This window comes from Shewanella surugensis (assembly GCF_023284005.1).
Lineage (GTDB): Bacteria > Pseudomonadota > Gammaproteobacteria > Enterobacterales > Shewanellaceae > Shewanella > Shewanella surugensis.
This window is the reverse complement of the sequence record NZ_JAKIKS010000215.1, coordinates 1-4572: the sequence shown is the minus strand read 5'-3', so window position 1 is coordinate 4572 and position 4572 is coordinate 1. Positions and strand designations below refer to the sequence as shown.

Sequence of the window (4572 nt, the reverse complement as noted above, 5' to 3'; positions counted from 1 at the left end):
TCTTTTTCATGTCAGCATGATGACATCAAAAAACGATCGTTCAAGTGGTCATTGCGATCTTAATAAGATCGCGGTATTTATTGTCAATAGGGGGCTGGTGAACGGTTACGTTTGAGTTGATGTTTCAGGCGAAGGATCTAGGACACCCATGATTATTTGTTAAATGAATAAGTACACTGCTTTTTCTTTGAGATCCCCATCGAAGTTACCGAAATAAAGAGTTGAAAATATCGTGAGTGTGAACATGGATGTTCAACTAGTTTTCGCGGGGCAGGACGCCCCATCGGAAACGATAGAATATTTTCAACGAGGTATGAGGATAATAACTTCGCTAGGGGCGGCAGGGTGATCCAAGAGGGAATTGCCGTTGTGGCCCAGTGTGGATGGGAATCCACGACCTTAGCCTGCGGCAAGCAACCAAATAACCACAAATAATCAAGCCACCCATTGTTAGATTTTTAAAAGTAAGCTGGTGTATTTAATGGAAATAAAGTAAATTATATAAAATACAGTACATTAGTAATATGCGTTTTTCTGGCTGCGACTAGACGTTGAATGAGCTCAATGGCGAGGTAAACGGTATGTGCGCTCGATAAAGGTTATGGACTACTAGAGAATGAATCATAAATCAATATTGCTTGGAACACTCGCCTATACATTGGTTACCTTCCCATTAGCGGTCATTTGGCATGTGGTGTTATTCGAAGAGAAGTATCATTCTTTTGGTTATTTTGAAGGCGAACCCAATTTCGTTCTTGGCTTGTTAACTATTATCATCCAAGGCTATGTGATGTCGTTTTTATACCCCTACGTCAAGTTTAAGGGGCAAGGCGTTATCAGGGGCCTAAAGTATTCCTTACTCATAGGCGTATTTTTTTGGTCATCGCACGTATTGGCTTTTGTGGCCAAACAAGTCGTTGATAGTTCATGGTCATTTGTTCTCATGGAGACTTTTTACCTTCTAATACAGTTTGGTATTTATGGGCTTCTCATTGGTAAAATTTATGCCATGGCACCGGAGAACAATGCATCACAAAAGGTGCAATGACTGCTCACGAAAGCGTAGGCTGAGCATCATCAGCCCCTTAGATTGCTTCGTTAACGTTGCGGTAGAACCTCAACACCTAAATTATACCCATCACCATTAAAATATAAAAATATTACAAGGAGATAATCAAGGTTATTTTATGTTTCACAAAGTAATATTCCCCCTGTTTTTATGGTCATTATGATGCGTGGGCCGGTTATACAATTTATCAATGGGGTTAACAGGCGAGTCATCCATCGGTAGATTCCCGCCCAGCGTGACATCCACTTTGCCACCGTTTGTAGCAAAATTGATGGTGGAGTCGTCCTTTTTCCTGATGAGTTTTAGCAATTGGTGGATAGCACTAACTCTGTTGACAGTTGAATATTTTGACATTATATTTCAGGCACCGCTCTTAATACTCTATCACAACCTGACTATCGTAAGAGAAGCTGTCTATGAACCTATTTGCAGGAAAGTTTAAGGTATTGTTTATCTTGTTTATTATTAGTGTTTCACCAGCGAGATCGCAAGGTTTTGAACTGGCTGGGTGGATTAATGACACGCCGAACCCCTACGCCGAAGGTTTTCAAAGTTATCTGGCTCATCAGTCTCTTTTTACCGAAATCAACCCTTACTGGTATAACCTGGGAGCGAGCGATACCGGACCAGGTCTTTACGCGGTGGATGGTAGTATTAACCTGCGTGAATATGCTTACGATGCACGTATGATCACCAAAACTCACGCCAATGGTGATCTTGTACTTCCCACTATAGCCGACGGCTGGATACCCAGCAGCAGTAACGGCACATAGATAGAACAGATCATAGCAAACCCAGCTGCGAAGAGGGCTTTAATCGTTAACTTAGTCCAGGAAGCCAACACTCGGAACTATGATGGATGGGATCTGAATTTTGAAGCAAGCCCGACTCAAAACGGCCGCGTTGAATTTGTTGAGAAACTAGCCAGTGAGCTTAAGGCCCATGGCAAAAAACTATCCGTGACCTTAAAAGCAGTAGAAGCCGCCAATGAAAAGTATGAGTTATTCGACATTGCCTCACTGGCCAACCTTGACGATATCTACCGGTTTAAAATCATGGGGTTTGATAATAACTTTGCCGTAGGTGCGAATATTCCCAATGCCATTGCTGCCACCAATTGGATTGAGAAAGTACTGGATTATATGATCTATTCCCAAGGACTACCCGCCAATAAGATTCAGCTAGGGCTGCACAATTTTTCCCGTATGTGGAAATCACTGGGTAATGGCAAATATCAGATTGATAACATCAACTTTCGCTCTTATGATTTTATTGCCGCTCAATCCTTAAGTTCAGTCTTACAGTGGGAGGAATATGGCCTCAATGAGTTCGGCCAGACAGTTCCCTCCGAGGAGGAGTGGGTTGACTTAACTTATAAAAACTTCCCTTATCGCGCTTATGTGGGTGGAGCCAAAACAGTGGAGAAGCGGCTGCATTTTTTACAAGACTACCACTTGGCAGGGTTGACATTTTGGGTGTTAGATAATCAAGAAGATCCGGCTATTTACGACAAAATCACTGATTATTTTAATAGTTATGCGAATTAAGCTCGTATTTTGAACAGATATCCTATTCAACTTAGACTGCATTTTCAGATAGCATCTACATTGCAGCAGCAATCCGTTCAAAAACGTGCACGTTGATTTAATGAATTGCTTTGGCGATTCATTAAAGCTGGACACATTGAACGTAACTTATTTTGTGCAACCAGTGGAGGGGTACCTAAGGTGGCGTAATTTCTCTATTATTGTCGAGCTCATGGACAGTCATCATTAATGTCATGCTTTAGACTTTACTACTAAACATTATTGGCGAGTAAAAGTTGGAACTGACGATTTATTAATGGCCTTAACCACGTTTAAGTAGAACCTTAATCAGTATCGAACTTTCTATTTAATGAGGAAGCCCCTTATTAGCATTGTTTAGCCGTGTAGTATAGAGCTCACGTACAGCCATCAATAAAACACTCGCTAGTGTGGCTAGCGAGTGATGATAAAGGACTCATAAAGATACTAAAAGAGCCTACTTTACTTCCTTACTGTGGGGCGCCAAGTTTCATTAGCATGGGTTTGGTTAGTATGAGATGGGTTAGGGCCCATGGTGGATTGGGTGATTTCAATGAATTTTGATTGGCCATCTGCGGCGGTAAACAGTCCGATATGTTGGTAGGGTGGGCTTAAATGGGTTAATTCATCAATCACATTATAAAATAACTCATCGCTTAATCCGATTGATTGAAAAGTAATACAGGTTTTGGACTCAGGGACACACAATACTTGCGTGGTATCGGTTACCCATTGCACCCATTGTTGTTGGGTATTATTTTGGGTATCCATGTCCATGATATTGATCATATCGAGTGATGTTATTTTGAGGATATTTGATGATATTAACGATTGATAGCCACTTTTAGCAGACCAATAACTTGATGCTTGTGGAATGGTTAATTGTAATTTAATTTGCTCTGTGGCGACATGATTGCGAATAGATGACAAGGTATTGTTCAGTGCTAACCAGTGCGCTTCGGTCCAGTTGTCTAACTGGGGGTCTTCGATATCAATGTCGATAAAGCTGAGGTTACCCTCAAGTTGAGTGTCGATATTTTGGATGAGTGCGATGAAATCATTGGGCCGGTTATACAATTTATCAATGGGGTTCACAAGCGAGTCATCCATGGGGGGATTCCCGCCCAGCGTGACACCGACTTTGCCACCGTTTTTAGCAAAATCGATGATGGGGGTGGTATAAATCGGGTTGGAGAAAAGGTTCCCGCCTGCGCCACTCCAAATATACAGTTGGTCGGCTTTATTCAATGACTCAATATTAGGATCGCAATAAAACATGCCCCAAGTGAGCCTGCTTAATTGATTGCTTTTTTGTCGTTCGAGAATAAAAGGCTGCTCAGAGGAAGGTTGAATGACATCGCTACCTTGTAAGTAGAAAAAAACATTATTCGGTTGTATTAAACTCATAATATTATCCTTAATGTATTAGGAGGAGGGTATTCATTTCAATCTGCATTGAGTGGTATAACTATAGTTGTTGGTGTTTTATTCAAAAGGCAGAGGGGGGGATTTTTTGTAATAATTTGTATTTGATGATTCTGAATCGATTGGCAGTAGGGAAGTCAGTATTAAACTTTGCTTATTGGAAGGTCGTGGATCCTTATTCACACAGGGCTGTAGTCAATAACTTCATTTGTATAAAGTTATCTTATTTAAAGTGGTTGGATTTATTTACGTTAATTGCCTGCCGCAGGCTTTTGTGTCAACGACGATGTTGTCGGGTTCTTTAAACTCGATGTCGGTTACTCTGCAACTTATTGTTTTTGTCCTGAAGACGGAATAGGTTTAAGGGCATTCGCACTGGATAAAAATCTGCAGGGGGAAGGTAGGGCGGGATCGCACTTTGTTAACAAAGATTGAATCTGCTGAATTACTGTGATCTAATCGCACCTCACTTTCTGAGAGGTAACCCAATGACCCTGATCGAACACCTTACCG

Annotated in this window: 4 protein-coding genes; 3 read left to right on the top strand and 1 reads right to left on the bottom strand. The window is 41.3% G+C overall.

Annotated features, from left to right (window positions below; genetic code table 11):
* Positions 1-616: 616 nt before the first annotated feature.
* From L2764_RS25845 to L2764_RS25835, 3 genes are all read left to right on the top strand, one after another.
* Positions 617-1048 (top strand): hypothetical protein, encoded by a 432-nt coding sequence (locus L2764_RS25845; protein WP_248943224.1) that lies wholly within the window; start codon positions 617-619, stop codon positions 1046-1048.
* A 437-nt stretch (positions 1049-1485) separates the two neighbouring features.
* Complete coding sequence (locus tag L2764_RS25840; protein WP_248943223.1) at positions 1486-1842, top strand: hypothetical protein; 357 nt, start codon at positions 1486-1488, stop codon at positions 1840-1842.
* Positions 1843-2616, top strand: a complete 774-nt coding sequence (locus tag L2764_RS25835) for a glycosyl hydrolase family 18 protein (protein WP_312018390.1) — start codon at positions 1843-1845, stop codon at positions 2614-2616. It abuts the gene before it with no gap.
* A gap of 480 nt (positions 2617-3096) precedes the next feature.
* On the opposite strand, the gene L2764_RS25830 is transcribed toward L2764_RS25835, so the two are convergent.
* Positions 3097-4041: a glycoside hydrolase family 18 protein gene (locus tag L2764_RS25830; RefSeq protein WP_248943222.1), complete on the bottom strand. Its 945-nt coding sequence runs from the start codon at positions 4039-4041 to the stop codon at positions 3097-3099.
* Between the last annotated feature and the right edge of the window lie 531 nt (positions 4042-4572).

Coding starts and splice junctions, on each gene's coding strand:
- L2764_RS25845 (WP_248943224.1), top strand. CDS start 617: ATGAATCATAAATCAATATTGCTTGGAACACTCGCCTATACATTGGTT.
- L2764_RS25840 (WP_248943223.1), top strand. CDS start 1,486: ATGAACCTATTTGCAGGAAAGTTTAAGGTATTGTTTATCTTGTTTATT.
- L2764_RS25830 (WP_248943222.1), bottom strand. CDS start 4,041: ATGAGTTTAATACAACCGAATAATGTTTTTTTCTACTTACAAGGTAGC.